Origin of the sequence: Xanthomonas sp. JAI131 (assembly GCF_013410075.1) — a bacterium.
Taxonomy (GTDB): domain Bacteria; phylum Pseudomonadota; class Gammaproteobacteria; order Xanthomonadales; family Xanthomonadaceae; genus Xanthomonas_A; species Xanthomonas_A bonasiae.
Genome location: NZ_JACCCN010000002.1, coordinates 1,134,910 through 1,151,551, shown reverse-complemented (window position 1 = coordinate 1,151,551; position 16,642 = coordinate 1,134,910). Strand labels below are relative to the sequence as shown.

The following is a 16,642-nucleotide window of genomic DNA, read 5'->3' as shown; positions in this document are numbered from 1 at the left end:
GCGATCGCGCGGCTTGTCGTGGCATCAAGGCGCCAGAACCCTGCTTTTACGAATCCCCAATCCCGACTCCCCACTCCCGGCTACAAGGCATACCCGAACTGCTGCTTGAACTGGTCGTTGAACTCGTCGAAGTCGAAGCGCTGGTTCTGGGTGCCCGGGTGTTCCACCTTCAGCGCGCCCATCAGATTGCCCATGCGCCCGATCGTCAGCCAGTCGCAGCCGCGCTCGATGCCGAAGATCAGGCCGGCGCGGAACGCGTCGCCGCAGCCGGTCGGGTCGACCACGCGGCGCTCGTGCGCCGGCGGGACGTCGTAGGTCTTGTCGGGGGTGTACACCAGCGCGCCCTTCGGACCCTGGGTGGTGATGTAGGCCTGCACCCGCGAGACGATGTCCTGCTCGTTCCAGCCGGTGCGCTCCTGCAGCAGGTTGGACTCGTAGTCGTTGACCACCACGTAGTCGGCCTGTTCGATGAAGGTGCGCAGCTCCGGGCCGTTGAACAGCGGCATCGCCTGGCCGGGATCGAAGATGAAGGGGATGCCGCCGGCGGCGAACTCCTCGGCGTTCTGGATCATGCCCTCGCGCCCGTCCGGGCCGACCAGGCCCAGGGTCACGCCTGGCACGTCGCGCACGTGGTTCTCGTAGCTGCGCATCATCGCGCCGGGATGGAACGCGGTGATCTGGTTGTTGTCGTGGTCGGTGGTGATGAACGCCTGCGGGGTGAACAGCTCGTCGATCACCTTGACCCGCGACAGGTCGATGCCCAGCGTCTCGAAATGCTCGCGGTACGGGCCGAAATCCTGGCCCACGGTGCCCATCGGGATCGGATCGCCGCCCAGCAGGTGCAGGTTGTAGGCGATGTTGCCGGCGCAGCCGCCGAACTCGCGGCGCATCCGCGGCACCAGGAACGACACGTTCAGGATGTGCACCTTGTCCGGCAGGATGTGGTTCTTGAACTGGTCCGGGAACACCATGATGGTGTCGAAAGCGAGGGAACCACAGATCAGTGCGGACATCGGGCAGGCCTTGGCGGAGGGATGAGCCCGCATTCAGGCGGGCAGCGTGCGGGGTCGCCGCGGCGCAAAGGGTAACGGCTGCGGCCGGGCAGGGCCACAAGCACGATGCACGGCGCCCCCTGCGAGTGCATGCAAGGCGCGGTTTTAGCGAGAATTTTCCTTGCCCGCACCCAGGTGGGTTGTTACGCTAGCAGACTTCGTTTTCTGCCCATTTTTTCGCCATTCGGCGACGGCACGCGACTCCCCAGGACTCAATTCCCCGATGTTCAAGAAACTCCGCGGCATGTTCTCCAACGACCTGTCCATCGATCTGGGCACGGCCAACACCCTCATCTACGTGCGTGGCCAGGGCATCGTGCTGAACGAACCGTCGGTGGTCGCGGTGCGCCAGGACCGGGCGATCGGCGGCACCCGTTCGGTGGCCGCGGTCGGCGCCGAGGCCAAGCAGATGCTCGGCCGCACCCCGGGCCACATCACCACCATCCGCCCGATGAAGGACGGCGTCATCGCCGACTTCACCTATACCGAGGCGATGCTGAAGCACTTCATCAAGAAGGTGCACAAGTCGCGCTTCCTGCGTCCGAGCCCGCGCGTGCTGGTCTGCGTGCCGGCCGGCTCGACCCAGGTCGAGCGCCGCGCGATCAAGGAATCGGCCGAGGAGGCCGGCGCGCGCGACGTGTACCTGATCGAGGAACCGATGGCCGCGGCGATCGGCGCCGGCATGCCGGTCACCGAGGCGCGCGGTTCGATGGTCATCGACATCGGCGGCGGCACCACCGAGGTGGCGGTGATCTCGCTGAACGGCATCGTCTACTCGCAGTCGGTGCGCATCGGCGGCGACCGCTTCGACGAGTCGATCACCAACTACGTGCGCCGCAACCACGGCATGCTGATCGGCGAGGCCACCGCCGAGCGGATCAAGCTGCAGATCGGCTGCGCCTATCCGCAGGAAGAGGTGCAGGAGATGGAAATCTCCGGCCGCAACCTCGCCGAGGGCGTGCCGAAGATGATCAAGATCAACTCCAACGAGGTGCTGGAGGCGCTGCACGAGCCGCTGTCGGGCATCGTCTCGGCGGTCAAGCTGGCGCTGGAACAGACCCCGCCGGAGCTGTGCGCCGACGTCGCCGAGCGCGGCATCGTGCTGACCGGCGGCGGTGCGCTGCTGCGCGACCTGGACCGGCTGATCTCCGAGGAGACCGGCCTGCACGTGCAGGTCGCCGACGATCCGCTGACCTGCGTGGCCCGCGGCGGCGGCCGGGCGCTGGAGCTGGTGGACATGCACGGCAACGAGTTCTTCGCGCCGGAGTGATCGTGAAGCCGGGAATGGGGAGTGGGGAATGGGGAATCGAACGGCCCCTCCGCACCGACATTGCCGGCTCCGCAGCCGCTCCCTTGCCTGCGCCCCGGCCTGATCAAGCCGGGGATGCGCTGTTGCTTTCCGATTCCCCATTCCCGATTCCCCAATCCCGGCTTTAACTGTGCCTCCCTACGCCGGTCCTCCCGTCACTGCCCGCCCGGGCGAAGCCGCCAGCACGCCGCGCCTGCTGGCGTACCTGGCCCTGGCGGTGGTGCTGATCGTGCTCGATGCGCAGGCCGGCTGGCTGGCCCAGCTGCGCAGCCAGACCAACCTGCTGGTGCAGCCGCTGTGGGCGCTGGCCGGGCTGCCGGGCCGGCTCGGCTCGCAGGTGCAGGAGAACGCCGCCAGCCATGCGCAGCTGGTCAGGGAGAACCGCGCGCTGCGCAACGAACTGCTGATCGCCAAGGCGCGGCTGACCCGGCTGCAGACCGCGGCGCTGGACAACGCGCAGCTGCGCGAGCTGCTGGGCGTGGCCGAGCGCCGCGGCCTGGACGTGCAACTGGCGCCGATCCTGGACATCGACCTGGACCCGACCCGGCAGCGCCTGGTGCTCGACGCCGGCGGCCGCGACGGCGTGCACGTCGGCCAGGCGGTGATCGACGCCGGCGGGCTGATGGGCCAGGTGATCGAGGTGACCCCGCTGCACTCCACCGTGCTGCTGCTGACCGACCCGGACCACGCGGTGCCGGTGACGGTGGCGCGCAACGGCGTGCGCCTGATCGTCTACGGCCGCGGCGACACCCTCGAACTGCGCGACGTGCCGCTCAGCGCCGGGGTCGAAGTCGGCGACGAGATCGTCACCTCCGGCCTGGGCGGGCGCTTCCCGGCCGGCTTCCCGGTCGGCACGGTGGCGACGCTGCGCCCGGACGACACCCACGCCTTCCTGGTCGGCAACCTGAAGCCGGCGGCGAAGCTGGATCGGGGGCGGGATGTGTTGTTGCTGCGGCCTTCGGCCTCCGCAACGGGATTGGGGAGTGGGGATGGCCAGCCTGCGGCTGTCGAAGAGCGCGCGGGATTGGATAAAAGCGGCGCCAGCGGTGGCGGCAATGGTCGTGTGCCATCAGCGGCTTCCACCGCGCTAACTCAGCCGGCGTCCTCCCCACTTCCGGACTCCCAGCAGGCCACGCCTTCGCGATCGGCCGCCACCCCGCCGCCGGCACGTACCGCGACGGCTCCCGCTCCCGCGGCCTCCGCCGCGCCCGCTGCCCACAAACAGCCGCTATCCCCTCGAATCCCGAATCCCGAATCCCCAATCCCGGCGTCTCCACAGGAGACGGACCAATGAGCCGCCCCCGCAGCAAAGGCTGGGTGCTGCCGGTCAGCGTGATCCTGGCGCTGGTGCTGGGCCTGTTGCCGTTGCCGCTGTTGCTGCAGCCGCTGCGCCCGTACTGGCTGGCGCTGGTGGTGGCGTACTGGGTGATCGAGACCCCGGACAAGGTCGGGCTGGGGTTCGCCTTCGCCATCGGCGTGGTCGCCGACCTGCTGTACGGCGGGGTGCTCGGCGAGCAGGCGCTGCGGCTGGTGATCCTGAGCTTCATCCTGCAGCGCTTCCGCGCGCGGATCCGCTTCTTCCCGATGTCGCAGCAGGCGCTGGCGATCGGCGGCCTGCTGGTCAACGACCGCATCGTCGCCGCGGCGGTGCACCTGGCGGTGGGCGAGCCGACGCTGCCGTGGAACTACTGGTGGGCGCCGCTGCTGGGCATGGCGCTGTGGCCGCCGCTGTTCGTGCTGCTGGACGCGCTGCGGCTGGGCCGGCGGAGCAAGTAGCGTGGCCTTCACCCGCCGCACGCAGAAGAACCCGCACGCCGAGGCCGAGCAGTTCCGGCGCCGCGCGGCGCTGGGCTTCTTCGGCGTGCTGGTGGCGCTGGTCGGCCTGGGCGCCTGGTATTTCAAGCTTCAGGTGCTGGACCACGACATCTACGCCACGCGCTCGGACGCGAACCGGATCAAGCCGCGGCCGGTGGTGCCGGGGCGCGGCATGATCTACGACCGCAACGGCCGCCTGCTGGCCGAGAACGTGCCCGCGTTCCGGCTCGACGTGACCCCGGACAAGGTCGAGGACATGGACGCGCTGCTGGCCGAGCTGGGCAAGGTCATCGCGCTGTCGCCGGAGGACATCGAACGCTTCCAGGCCGCGCGCAAGGCCAGCCGCAGTTTCCGCCCGGTCACCCTCAAGCTGCGGGTCAGCGAGGAGGAGCGCGCGCGTTTCGCGGTGGACCGCTGGCGCTTCCCCGGCGTGGAACTGGAGCCGTACCTGACCCGCCACTACCCCTACGGCGACCTGTTCGCGCACATCATCGGCTACGTCGGCCGCATCGACGAGAAGGACCTGGAGATGCTCGGCGAGGGCAATGCCGCGCTGACCCACATCGGCAAGTCCGGGCTGGAGCGCTATTACGAAGAGGAACTGCGCGGCAAGGTCGGCTACGAGCAGGTCGAGACCAACGTGCAGGGCCGCGCGATCCGCACCGTCGGCCGGGTCCCGGCGCAGTCCGGCGCCGACCTGCGCCTGTCCATCGACGCCGACCTGCAGCGCGCGATGGTCGCCGCGTTCGGCGACTACCAGGGCGCGGCCATCGCGATCGATCCGCGCACCGGCGAGATCCTGGCGATGGTCAGCCTGCCGTCCTACGATCCCAACCTGTTCGTCAACGGCATCTCGCACGCCGATTTCCAGGCGCTCAACAGCGATCCGTCGCGGCCGCAGTTCAACCGCCTGGTGCTCGGCGGGGTGGCGCCCGGTTCGACGATCAAGCCGTTCATGGGCCTGGCCGGTCTGGACAGCGGCACGCGCCGGCCGGAGGACAAGATCCTGTCCACCGGCATGTTCTACCTGCCCGGGGTCAGTCGCGGCTGGGGCGACTCGCACCGCGGCGGGCACGGCTGGACCGACCTGCGCAAGTCGATCGCGCAGTCGGTCAACACGTACTACTACAAGCTGGCCGTCGACATGGGCATCACCAAGGTCGACCAGTACATGAACCGCTACGGCTTCGGCGCGCCGACCGGCATCGACCTGATGGGCGAGATCGGCGGCATCGTGCCGTCGCCGGCCTACAAGGCCAAAAGCCGCAAGGAAGCGTGGTATCCCGGCGACACGGTCAACATCGCCATCGGCCAGGGCGACTGGAAGGTGACCCCGCTGCAGCTGGTGCGCGCGGTGGCCGGCATCGCCGATGGCCAACTGCGCACCCCGCACCTGGTGATGGCCCAGCGCGGCGCGTTCGACCAGCCGTGGGCGCCGGTGGCGCTCGGCCCGGGCAAGCCGATCAGCGACAATCCCGGCAACCTGCAGGCGGTGCGCGAGGGCATGATGGACACCATGCGTCCCGGCGGCAGCGGGCATGCGATCGCGGTCAGCGCGCCATACCAGATGGCCGGCAAGACCGGTACCGCGCAGGTGGTCAGCCGCAAGGGCCTGGCCGCGGTGGATCCGCGCAGCCTGCCGATGCACCTGCGCCATCGCTCGCTGTTCGAGGGTTTCGCCCCGGCCGAGCAGCCGACCATCGCGCTGGCGGTGGCGGTGGAAGGCGGCGGCTACGGCGCCAGCACCGCCGCGCCGATCGCGCGCAAGATCTTCGATGCCTGGCTGCTCGGGCGCCTGCCCGCCGGCATCGAGCCGCTGGACAGCCTGCGCGGCGCCACCGCGTTCGGCAGCCAGCTGTACTACGCCGAGGACCCGGGCTCGCGCGGCGCCGCCGACGCGGTGGCGCTGGCCGCCGGCGAGCGTCCGGTGCTGATCGGCCCGGTCGAAGTGGAGGCCGCCGCGGTGCCGCTGCCGGCGGTGCCGCCACCGATCCCCGACGAGATCCCGGACGAACGATGAAGGATTTCCTGCGCTGGCTGACCGATCTCGGCGGCCGTTTCGCCCGCACCCTGGACTGGCCGATGTGCCTGGCCCTGGGCGCGCTGATGGTGATCGGCCTGGCGGTGCTCAAGAGCGCCGGCGGCCAGGCCGGCGGCAACCACCTGATGCTGGCCCAGGCCATCCGCTTCGCGATCGGCGCGGCGGCGATGTGGGGCCTGTCGCGGGTCTCGGCGCTGCGCCTGCGCGCGTGGACGCCGCTGATCTACGCGCTGTCGATGCTGCCGCTGCTGGCGGTGTTCGCGCTGGGCACCGGCAAGTACGGCCGGCAGTGGCTGGACCTGAAGGTGTTCTACCTGCAGCCGGCCGAGCTGCTGAAGATCAGCATGCCGATGATGGTGGCCTGGTACCTGCACCGCGTGCCGCTGCCGCCGCGCGTGCCCACGGTGCTGGTCAGCGCGGTGATCATCGGCATTCCCACCGCGCTGATCATGCTGCAGCCGGACTTTGGCACCGGCGTGCTGATCGCCGCCAGCGGCGGTTTCGTGCTGCTGCTGGCCGGGCTGCCGTGGTGGTGGGTGGGCATCGCGGTGGGCGGCGTCGCCGCGGCCGCGCCGGTGGCCTGGCTATGGCTGCTGCGGCCGTACCAGAAGGACCGGATCATGATGTTCCTCAATCCGGAGAACGATGCGCTCGGTGCGGGCTGGAACATCATCCAGTCCAAGATCGCGATCGGCTCCGGCGGCCTGCACGGCAAGGGCTGGGGCCTGGGCTCGCAGTCGCACCTGAACTTCATTCCCGAACAGACCACCGACTTCGCGTTCTCGGTGCTCAGCGAGGAGTTCGGCTGGATCGGCGTGGCCACGGTGCTGACCCTGTACCTGGTGGTGATCGCGCGCTGCCTGTGGATCGCCGCGCAGGCGCGCGACACGTTCTCGCGCCTGCTCGCCGGCGCCACCGGCCTGGCGTTCTTCGTCTACGTGCTGGTCAACGGCGGCATGATCTCCGGGCTGCTGCCGGTGGTCGGCGTGCCGATGCCGCTGATGAGCTATGGCGGCACCTCCGCGGTGTCGCTGCTGGCCGGGCTGGGCCTGGTGATGGCGGTCAAGGCGCACCGCCCGGTGCACGGCTACTGAGCCGCGCGCGCCGCCGGCGCGCGCTGGCTTAACCGCAAGTATGCGGTGATGTGGCAGACGATTGCGGCATGTGTCGGCGCTGCGCACAATTCGCGTCGATGCCACGTCGCGGCGCCGGATTTTCCGGTCCGCTGCGAGCGCAGGATCCGTTCCGGGTGAGCCACGCGCGGCCTCGATGCCGCCCAGCCGACCCGCGTCCACCGAGGGGAGCCAACGCAGCGCAGCGTCGATCCGGGCCAGGCCCGTGTCGTGTCCTTGCGTCCGTCCGCCTGCACCAGTTCCTCTCTCGTCTTCCCCGTGGTTCCTGTCCGCTCGGCTGTGCCGACATGGATGTGTGTCGATGAAATTCCTGAAATTCCTGCTGCTGCTGAGCGTTGCGCTCGGCCTGAGCGGCTATGCGTTGATCCGCTACTACTTTCCTGTCGGCGCGATGCACAGCCACGGCTACGGCCGGGTCGCGCTGACCCAGCCGCCCGGCCCGCCGCAGGGCATGGTGATCCTGTTCGCCAGCGGCAACCGCGCGCAGCGCCAGGCCGCGGCGGCGCGCATCGCCGCGACCGGCGCGGTGGTCGCGACGGTCGATGGCGATCGCTACCTGACGCGCCTGCAGCGCGCCGGCACCGGTTGCGGCCATGCCTGGCACGATGCCGAGCAGTTGAGCCGGCACCTGCAGCGCGATCTGCACGGCGACCGCTACTTCCTGCCGATGCTGGCCGGCACCGGCACCGGTGCGACCCTGGCCGAGCGCATCGTCGGCGCCGCGCCGGCGGCGACCCTGGGGGGCGCGATCGGCATCGCGCCGGCGCCGACCGAGGTCTGCGCCGGCACTGCGCACCCCAACAGCGCGCAGGGCTTCGTCGACATCGCGGCGGCACCGGTGGGTGCCGCGCCGGAGACGATGCTGGCCGCGCGCGTGGCCGCGCACCTGCACATGCCGGGCAGCGGCGGTGCGCTCGACGACCTGCCGTTGACCGAATTGCCGGTGCGCGTGCCCGGCGCGCCGCTGGCGATCGTGCTGTCCGGCGACGGCGGCTGGCGCGATATCGACAAGGGCATGGCCGAGGCCTTGCAACGGCGCGGCATCGCGGTGGTCGGCTGGGACAGCCTGCGCTACTTCTGGCGCGACAAGCCGCCGGCGCAGGCCAGCGCCGACCTGGCGCGGGTCATCGACCACTACCAGCAGCGCTGGCACCCGCAGCGCATCCTGCTGGTGGGCTATTCCTTCGGCGCCACCGCGATGCCGTTCATGTACAACCGCCTGCCGCCGGCGCAGCGCGCGCAGGTCGGCCTGCTGGCCCTGTTCGGCGTGGACCACAAGGCCGATTTCCAGATCCGCGTGCGCAACTGGTTCGACCTGGGCGATGCCGACGACGCCAAGCCGGTGCTGCCGGAAATCGCGCGCATCGCGCCGTCGCAGCTGCTGTGCGTGTATGGCGACCAGGAGAAGGACACGGTGTGCCCGCAGCTGCGCGACAGCGGTGCGAAGATCGTCGCGCTGCACGGCGGCCACCATTTCGACCAGCATCCGGCCGGATTGGCGACGATCGTCGACGCGCGTTGGCAACAGCTCGCAGAAGACGCGCGCCATCCTGTCGCGGCGCTCGATGCCGGGCATCCTCGCGCAGGCGCGGTGCAACCCGCGCCGCTGCGCACTCCGCCCGGGGCGCTGCAATAGCGATGTCCGGTGCCCCGGCCTCGGCGCTGCCGCTGCCGGGGCGGATGACGCTCCAGGCCTCCGTCGCGCCCGGCCATGCGCGCATGGCCGTCGCGTCCGCCTGCAACGCGTCATCTGCGTCGCTGCGCTGAAGGCAGGCAGCGCGCGTATCCGCGTGCACGGCTGCGACCCGCAACGCTCCACCGGCAGCATTGCCGGCGCCTGGGCGACCACGCGTCCGGTGCGCTGCCCGCGTGCAGCGGCGAGCCGGTCGTTCCCGCGTCGTAGCCGCCGTCGGCGCGGCGAGGCGTCAGCACAACCGCGCTGACGGGCGCTATCGCTACCTTAATCGTCCCGCGCCTGTACCGCAGGCCACTGCGCCTGCCGCAATTGATCGCAATCAATGTTCGCGGCGGGCCGCGCGCGCATCGTGCCTGCAGTTCCCCACAGGCACCGACCCATGGCGTTCACCGTAGCGGTAGTGAAGGAAGAGCAGGCCGGCGAGCGCCGCGTGGCGATGGTGCCCGCGGTGCTGCCGAAGCTGGCGAAACTCGGCGCGCAATTGCGCCTGCAGGCGGGGGCCGGTACGGCCTCGCGCTTCGACGATGCCGCCTATGCCGGCGCCACCGTGCTCGACGATGCGCAGGAAGTCGTCGCCGGCGCCGACCTGGTGCTGGCGGTGCAGGCGCCGTCGCTGCAGACGCTGGCGGCGATGCGTCCGGGCAGCGTGCTGGTGGCGATGCTGTATCCAGCCAAGGCGCCGGGATTGCTGGAGGTGCTGTGCGAACGCCGCATCACCGCGTTCGCGATGGAAACCGTGCCGCGGATCAGCCGCGCGCAGGCGCTGGACGTGCTGTCCAGCCAGGCCGCGCTGGCCGGCTACTACGCGCCGCTGCTGGGCGCGGTGCATCTGCCGCGGATCCTGCCGATGATGACCACCGCGGTCGGCTCGCTGCGCGCCGCGCGCGTGCTGGTGATGGGCCTGGGCGTGGCCGGCCTGCAGGCGCTGGCCACCGCGCACCGGCTCGGCGCGATCACCGAAGGCTACGACGTGCGTCCGGAGACGCGCGAGCAGGCGCAGTCGGTCGGCGCCAAGTTCGTCGACACCGGCATCGATGCGCGCGGCGAGGGCGGCTATGCGCGCGAACTCACCGCAGAGGAGCGGGCCAAGGCCGCCGCGGTGCTGACCCAGCACATCCAGCAGGCCGACATGATCGTCACCACCGCCAACGTGCCCGGACGCACCGCGCCGATCCTGATCGACCGCGCGCAGATCGCGGGCATGAAACCCGGTGCGGTGATCGTGGACCTGGCCGCCGACAGCGGCGGCAACTGCGAGGGCAGCGTGCCCGGGCAGACCGTGGAAGTGGGGCCGGTGACCATCGTCGCGCCGTTCAACGTGCCCTCGGCATTGGCCCAGCACGCCAGCGAGCTGTACGCGAAGAACCTGTTGAACCTGCTCGAGCTGCTGGTCCGCGACGGCGCGCTGGCGCCGGACTTCGACGACGAGGTCGTGGCCGGCACCCTGCTCACCCGCGACGGCCAAGTCTGCCATCCCACGCCACATGCGGCGCCGCCTGCGCCCGCCACCAAGGAGTCCTGAGCGATGAATCTCGATCTGTCGATGAGCTGGATGATCGCGTTGTACGTGTTCATGCTCGCTGCGTTCACCGGCTACGAAGTGATCGGCAAGGTGCCGTCGATCCTGCACACGCCGCTGATGTCCGGTTCCAACTTCATCCACGGCATCGTCGTGGTCGGCGCGATGCACGCGCTGTTCAACGCCGACACCGTCGCCGGCCAGGCGATCGGCTTCGTCGGCGTGCTGCTCGGCGCCGGCAACGCCGCCGGCGGCTACGTGGTCACCGACCGCATGCTGGCGATGTTCAAGCCCAGCGCCAAATCCGTCTCCGCCTCCGCCCCGAAGGAATAGCGCCATGTTGCAGCTACTGGTGGAAGTCAGCGGGTTCGCCGCCGCCCTGTTGTTCATTCTCGGCCTCAAGCACATGTCCTCGCCGGTGACCGCGCTGCGCGGCATCGTGCTGGCCGGCATCGGCATGTTGGTCGCGGTCGCCGCCGCGTTCGGCTATCTGGCCGACCTGCAGCCCAGCGCGCAGCCGCACGCGCTGACCAATCTCGCCCTGGCGCTGCTGGCGCTGGCGCTCGGCGGCGCCTGGGCCTGGCGCAGCGGACGCAGCGTGGCGGTGACCGCGATGCCGCAGATGGTGGCGCTGTACAACGGCATGGGCGGCGGTGCCGCGGCGGCGGTGGCCGCGGTCGCGCTGACCTCGCGGCAGCCGCAGCACGGCGGCCTGCACCTGGCGGTGACCGTGCTCGGCGCGTTGATCGGAGCGATCTCGCTGTCCGGTTCGGTGATCGCCTGGGCCAAGCTCGACGGCCGCATCAACAGCGCCTGGCGCTTCAAGGGCCAGAGCGTGTTCAACGCGGGCGTGTTCGTCGCGGCGCTGGCGCTCGGCGCGCTGGTCGTTGCGCAGATCGGCGGCGGCTGGGCGGCACTGGCGTTCTTCGTCGCCGCGCTGGGCTTCGGTGTGCTGATGACGCTGCCGATCGGCGGCGCCGACATGCCGGTGGTGATCTCGCTGTACAACGCCTTCACCGGCCTGGCGGTGGGCCTGGAAGGCTTCGCGCTGCAGAACCCGGCGCTGATGATCGCCGGCATGGTGGTCGGCTCGGCCGGCACGCTGCTGACCGTGCTGATGGCCAAGGCGATGAACCGCTCGCTGGCCAACGTGCTGTTCAGCAATTTCGGCGACGGCGCCGCGGTGGCGCAGGGCGACGTGCAGGGCCGCATGACCGCGGTGGAAGCCGGCGATGCGGCGGTGGCGATGCGCTATGCCTCCAGCGTGATCATCGTGCCCGGCTACGGCCTGGCGGTGGCGCAGGCGCAGGCGCGGCTGTACGAACTGGTCAAGCTGCTGCAGGCCGCCGACGTCGACGTGAAGTTCGCGATCCATCCGGTCGCCGGGCGCATGCCCGGGCACATGAACGTGCTGCTCGCCGAGGCCGGCGTGCCCTACGACCTGATCTTCGACATGGAAGACATCAACGACAGTTTCGCCAGCACCGACGTGGCGCTGGTGATCGGCGCCAACGACGTGGTCAATCCGGCCGCGCGCACCGACAAGGCCTCGCCGATCTACGGCATGCCGATCCTCAACGCCGACCAGGCGCACCAGGTCTACGTGATCAAGCGCGGCCAGGGCAAGGGCTACGCCGGCGTGGAGAACCTGCTGTTCTACGGTGACAACTGCGACATGGTCTACGGCGATGCCGCCGCGGTGCTCAACCGCATGGTGCAGGCGGTCAAGGAACTTGCCGGCTGACCGAACCGATTCCCGTGCCGGCGCAGTCACGCGCCGGCGCTTTCCCACCTTCCACGAGGACACGACCATGGCTTATGCGACCCGCAATCCCTACACCGGCGAACTGCTCGCCAGTTTCCCCGAAGCCACCGATGCGCAGGTGCTCGCCGCGATCGGCGCTGCCGATACCGCCTTCCAGCACTGGAAGAACGCCTCCTTCGCCGAGCGCGCCAAGGTCATGCACGCGGCGGCGCAGCTGTTGCGCGCCGATGTGCGCGGCTACGCCAAGTTGCTGACCCTGGAAATGGGCAAGCTGATCGGCGAGGCCGAAGCCGAGGTGACCCTGTCGGCCGACATCTTCGAGTACTACGCGGTCAATGCCGAGCGCCTGCTGGCGCCGGAAACATTGCCGGTGGCCGATCCGGCCGAGGGCGAGGCGATGGTGGTGCACGAACCGCTGGGCGTGCTGCTGGCGATCGAGCCGTGGAACTTCCCGTACTACCAGATCGCGCGGATCATCGCCCCGCAGCTGTCGGCCGGCAACACGGTATTGCTCAAGCACGCCTCCAACGTGCCGCAGTGCGCGGCCAGGTTCGAAGCGCTGATGGCCGAAGCCGGGCTGCCGGCCGGTGCGTTCGCCAACCTCTACGCCACTCGCGCCCAGGTGGAGACCATCCTCAACGATCCGCGCGTACACGGCGTGGCGCTGACCGGCTCGGAAGGCGCCGGCGCCATCGTCGCCGCGCAGGCGGCCAGGGCGCTGAAGAAATCGACGATGGAACTGGGCGGCGCCGACGCCTTCGTGGTGCTGGCCGATGCCGAGCTGGACAAGACGGTGAAGTGGGCGGTGTTCGGCCGCCACTGGAACGGCGGCCAGGTGTGCGTGTCGTCCAAGCGGATGATCATCGTGCGGGAGGTGTACGAGCAGTTCCTGCACCGCTACACGCAGGGCGTGGCCGCACTCAAGGCCGGCGATCCGATGGACGCGGCGACCACGCTGGCGCCGCTGTCCTCGCAGGGCGCGGCCGACGAGCTCAAGCTGCAGATCGCCGCGGCGGTCGACCATGGCGCCACCGCCACCGAGGTCGGTCCCAAGGTGCCGACGCAGGGCGCGTTCGTGCAGCCGACCATCCTGACCAACGTGACCAGGGACAACCCGGCCTACTACCAGGAGTTCTTCGGCCCGGTGTCGATGCTGTTCGAGGCCGCCGACGAGGACGAGGCGGTGCGTATCGCCAACGACTCGCCGTTCGGCCTGGGCGGTTCGGTGTTCACCGCCGACACCGCGCGCGGCGTCGACGTGGCCAGGCGCATCTCCACCGGCATGGTGTTCGTCAACCATCCGACCATGGTCAAGGCCGACCTGCCGTTCGGCGGCGTGCGCCGCTCCGGCTACGGCCGCGAGCTCATCGGGCTGGGCATCAAGGAGTTCGTCAACCACAAGCTGATCGACGTGGTTGACATCGACGCGCCGTTCTGAGCATCGGCGCCACGCAGCACTCCGGGCCGTCGGTGGGCAACCACCGGCGGCCTTTGCGTTCGTGCTGCGCGGCCGGCGATGGCGCCGATGCCGGCGCCGCGCCCCAGCGGGGCATCGCCGTGCTCCTCAGCATGAATACGCCAGGTGCACTTGACTCGCGGCAAAGTTCTTTTGTTTCATGGCGTTATTGGTGGAAATTCATCTGGACTCTGTTAACCTGCCGGCATGATTCGACGCTCGCTGATTTGCCTGATCACGCTTGGCCTGGTCGCATGCGCGACCCAGCCCAAGGCTCCGCCGCCGCCGCCGCAGGCCAATGCGCTGCCGCAGCCCGCGCCGCGCCCGGCGTTGCCGGTGGAGGCGGCGCCCGAGGCGGTGCCGGCGCCGCCGGTCGACCTGACCCCGGTGCCGTTCGAGATCGCGCGCGCCAACTTCGTCCGCGACACCGCCGCCAAGTACGGCCTGGACCCGGCACAGATCGAGGCGACGCTGGCGCAGGCACAGTTCAAGGACGCGATCGTGGCGGCGATGTCGCGCCCGGCCGAGCGGGTCAAGCCGTGGAACGAATACCGGCCGATGTTCATCAGCCAGGCGCGCATCGACGGCGGTCGCGCGTTCCTGGCCACGCATCGCGAAGAACTGATGCGGGTGCAGGCGCGCACCGGCGTGCCGCCGGAGATCATCGTGGCGATCATCGGCGTGGAGACCAGTTACGGCAAGAACGCCGGCAGCTACCGCGTGCTCGACGCGCTGTACACGCTGGCGTTCCGCTATCCGCGCAGCGGCGATCCGGCCAAGCTCGAGCGCGAAGTGCGCCGCGAGCTGTTCTTCCGCGACGAACTCGGCCAGCTGTTCGCGCTCGGCCGCGAAGAGAACCTGGACATCGCCACGCTGATCGGCAGCTACGCCGGCGCGATGGGCCTGGGCCAGTTCATGCCGTCCAGCTACCGCCAGTTCGCAGTGGACGGCGATGGCGACGGCAAGCGCAACCTGTTCACCGACTACGACGACATGTTCTCCTCGATCGCCAACTACTTCGTCAAGAAGGGCGGCTGGGTCCGCGACGGCGCGGTCGCGGTGCCGGCCACGCTGCGTCCCGGCGCCGAGGAATTCAATCCGACCGACTGGACCCCGAGCTACACGCTGGCCGACCTGGCCGCGCGCGGCTACCAGCCGGCCGCACCGGTCCCGGCCGGCGCCACCGCCACCCCGATCACGCTGGACGGCAGCGCCGGCAAGCAGTACTGGCTCGGCTTCCAGAACTACTACGCGATCACCCGTTACAACATTTCCAAGATGTACGCGATGGCCGTGTACCAGCTGTCCCAGGCCATCGCCGGCAAGGAGTTACCCCCGGCATGAACCCGAACGCGCTGCTCCGGATCGTTCCCGTCGTCGCCCTGCTGGCGCTGGCCGCCTGCAGCAGCGCCCCGAAGAAGACCGCCGGCGGCGGCGCCGCCGCGCCCGGGGTCAGGGTGGAAGGCCGCGGCCCGGCGCATGTCGCCACCGGCTGCCCGTCCACCTCGCCGTACGCGCCGGCCAAGGAAGACCCGTCCACGCGCGGCAACTACACCGCCGGCGGCCTGTACGCGCCGGGGGTCAGCGACAGCACGCCGGACTACGTGCCCAACGTGGCCTGCATCCCCGAGCCGCTGGTCACCAACGAGCCGCGCTCGGCGGTCGGCAACCGCTCGCCGTACATGGTGCTCGGCCGCGAATACAAGATCATCGACGACCCGCACAGCTACGTCGAACGCGGCACCGCCTCGTACTACGGCAGCAAGTTCCATGGCCGCCTGACCTCCAACCGCGAGGTCTACGACATGTACGCGTTCACCGCCGCGCACAAGACCCTGCCGCTGCCCAGCTTCGCCCTGGTCACCAACCTGGACAACGGCGAATCGGTGGTGGTGCGGGTCAACGACCGCGGACCGTTCCATGACGACCGGGTCATCGACCTGAGCTACGCGGCGGCGGTCAAGCTCGGCATCACCGGCAAGGGCACCGGCCGGGTCGAAGTGCGCGGGCTGACCCCGGCCGACAACGGCAATCTGCTCGCGTCGCGGCGGACCGGCAAGCAGGTCGCGACCGGCACCGCGCTGGCCAGCGCGGCCGGAACGGGCAGTGCCGTGCAGACCGCGGCGGCGCGGCGCGCCACCGACATGGACAACCTGGTCAAGGCCTTGCCGGCCAAGCCGGCCACCGTCGTCGCCGCGGCCAGCGTGCCGGCGCGCAGCGCTGCCGCGTCCAGCGCCGCTGCGCCCAGCGCCGCCAGTGCGACCGCGGCGGCAGCCGCTTTGCCGGAAGGCGAGCGCTGGCGCTATCGCGTGCAGGCCGATGCCGACACCGCGGCCAATGCCGACCATTTCGACGACTGGATGAAATCGCGCGGCGTGCGCGTGGCCACCGGCAAGCCGGCCAAGGTCGATGCGAGCGTCGCCACCACGCAGGTGCCGCCGCGACGCGCCACCGCTGCCGCGGCGCCGGCGTCCACAGCGACCCCCGTCGCGGCTGCGGCACCGGCACCGGCCGTGTCGGCGACCCGCGCGGCCGCCGACAACGCGGCCGCGCGCGGCCCGCTCGGCATCCTGTTGCAGGTGGCCAGTTTCGCCAGCCGCGAGAACGCCAACCGCGCGCTGTCGCAGCTGGCCTCGGCCGGCATCGTCGGCGCCAGCGTCAGCGACATCGTGTCCGGCGGACGCACGCTGTGGCGGCTGCGGGTCGCGGCCGAGGACCATGGCCGCGCCACCGAGCTGGCCAGCCGCATCGCCGGCCTCGGCTTCGGGCGTCCGCAGATCGTCAAGGACTGAAGCGCGCGGCGAACCCGCATGCCTGTCGCTCGCGCCGCCGCGTGCCGGCCGTCGCCAGGTTCGC

Annotated in this window: 13 protein-coding genes; 12 read left to right on the top strand and 1 reads right to left on the bottom strand. The window is 70.3% G+C overall.

Annotation, left to right across the window (positions count from 1 at the left end; genetic code table 11):
* Nucleotides 1-80 precede the first annotated feature (80 nt).
* Nucleotides 81-1,013, bottom strand: a complete 933-nt coding sequence (locus HDC36_RS11595; RefSeq protein ID WP_179567385.1) for a carbohydrate kinase family protein — start codon at nt 1,011-1,013, stop codon at nt 81-83.
* A gap of 262 nt (nt 1,014-1,275) precedes the next feature.
* On the opposite strand from HDC36_RS11595, the gene HDC36_RS11590 reads away from it, so the two are divergent.
* The 12 genes from HDC36_RS11590 to HDC36_RS11535 all read left to right on the top strand — a co-directional run bounded on the left by HDC36_RS11590 (nt 1,276) and on the right by HDC36_RS11535 (nt 16,578).
* The gene (locus HDC36_RS11590) at nt 1,276-2,322 is read left to right on the top strand and encodes a rod shape-determining protein (RefSeq protein ID WP_003465837.1); all 1,047 of its coding nucleotides are present in this window, start codon (nt 1,276-1,278) and stop codon (nt 2,320-2,322) included.
* A 169-nt stretch (nt 2,323-2,491) separates the two neighbouring features.
* A complete protein-coding gene (gene mreC, locus HDC36_RS11585; protein ID WP_179567383.1) occupies nt 2,492-3,655 on the top strand; it encodes a rod shape-determining protein MreC in 1,164 nt (387 codons plus the stop codon).
* The gene (gene mreD / locus HDC36_RS11580; protein WP_179567381.1) at nt 3,652-4,137 is read left to right on the top strand and encodes a rod shape-determining protein MreD; all 486 of its coding nucleotides are present in this window, start codon (nt 3,652-3,654) and stop codon (nt 4,135-4,137) included. The genes mreC and mreD overlap by 4 nt, the downstream gene beginning before the upstream one ends.
* A 1-nt stretch (nt 4,138) precedes the next feature.
* Nucleotides 4,139-6,196, top strand: coding sequence for a penicillin-binding protein 2 (gene mrdA, locus HDC36_RS11575; protein ID WP_179567379.1), 2,058 nt, complete (start codon nt 4,139-4,141; stop codon nt 6,194-6,196).
* Nucleotides 6,193-7,311, top strand: coding sequence for a rod shape-determining protein RodA (gene rodA / locus HDC36_RS11570; RefSeq protein ID WP_179567377.1), 1,119 nt, complete (start codon nt 6,193-6,195; stop codon nt 7,309-7,311). The genes mrdA and rodA overlap by 4 nt, the downstream gene beginning before the upstream one ends.
* Before the next feature lie 340 nt (nt 7,312-7,651).
* A complete protein-coding gene (locus tag HDC36_RS11565; RefSeq protein WP_179567375.1) occupies nt 7,652-8,986 on the top strand; it encodes a virulence factor family protein in 1,335 nt (444 codons plus the stop codon).
* A 439-nt stretch (nt 8,987-9,425) separates the two neighbouring features.
* The gene (locus HDC36_RS11560; protein WP_179567373.1) at nt 9,426-10,568 is read left to right on the top strand and encodes an NAD(P) transhydrogenase subunit alpha; all 1,143 of its coding nucleotides are present in this window, start codon (nt 9,426-9,428) and stop codon (nt 10,566-10,568) included.
* A gap of 3 nt (nt 10,569-10,571) precedes the next feature.
* On the top strand, nt 10,572-10,898 hold the full coding sequence (locus HDC36_RS11555; protein ID WP_179567371.1) for an NAD(P) transhydrogenase subunit alpha: 327 nt from the start codon (nt 10,572-10,574) through the stop codon (nt 10,896-10,898).
* Between the two features lie 4 nt (nt 10,899-10,902).
* Nucleotides 10,903-12,309 (top strand): NAD(P)(+) transhydrogenase (Re/Si-specific) subunit beta, encoded by a 1,407-nt coding sequence (locus HDC36_RS11550; RefSeq protein ID WP_179567369.1) that lies wholly within the window; start codon nt 10,903-10,905, stop codon nt 12,307-12,309.
* Nucleotides 12,310-12,376: 67 nt separating this feature from the next.
* On the top strand, nt 12,377-13,768 hold the full coding sequence (locus HDC36_RS11545) for an NAD-dependent succinate-semialdehyde dehydrogenase (RefSeq protein ID WP_179567367.1): 1,392 nt from the start codon (nt 12,377-12,379) through the stop codon (nt 13,766-13,768).
* Between the two features lie 225 nt (nt 13,769-13,993).
* Nucleotides 13,994-15,130 carry a lytic murein transglycosylase B gene (gene mltB / locus HDC36_RS11540; protein WP_179567365.1) on the top strand — a complete coding sequence of 379 codons (1,137 nt, stop codon included), beginning with the start codon at nt 13,994-13,996 and terminating at the stop codon, nt 15,128-15,130.
* Entirely contained in the window at nt 15,127-16,578 is a 1,452-nt protein-coding gene (locus tag HDC36_RS11535; RefSeq protein ID WP_179567363.1) for a septal ring lytic transglycosylase RlpA family protein, read from the top strand. The genes mltB and HDC36_RS11535 overlap by 4 nt, the downstream gene beginning before the upstream one ends.
* Nucleotides 16,579-16,642: the final 64 nt, after the last annotated feature.